Raw genomic sequence first — 215 nt, 5'->3', positions numbered from 1 at the left:
TGCGGCGACGCCAAGAGCCAGGAGACGCTGCGCACCGCGATGGCGATCGGCGCCGACCGCGCGATCCTTGTCGAGACCCCAGCCGACCTCGAACTCCAGCCCCTGGCCGTCGCCAAGCTCTTGAAGGCCCTGGTCGACAAAGAGCAACCGGGCCTCATCATCCTGGGCAAGCAGGCGATCGACGACGACGCCAACCAGACCGGCCAGATGCTCGC

Annotated in this window: 1 pseudogene; it reads left to right on the top strand. The window is 67.9% G+C overall.

Annotated features, from left to right (window positions below):
- Window positions 1-215 (top strand): annotated as a pseudogene (locus B2J89_RS22405) (electron transfer flavoprotein subunit beta/FixA family protein); the annotation flags it as partial.

It is taken from the genome of Acidovorax sp. SRB_24 (genome assembly GCF_012931925.1).
The sequence above is the reverse complement of the archived record's forward strand: the minus strand, read 5'-3'. Positions and strand labels throughout refer to the sequence as shown.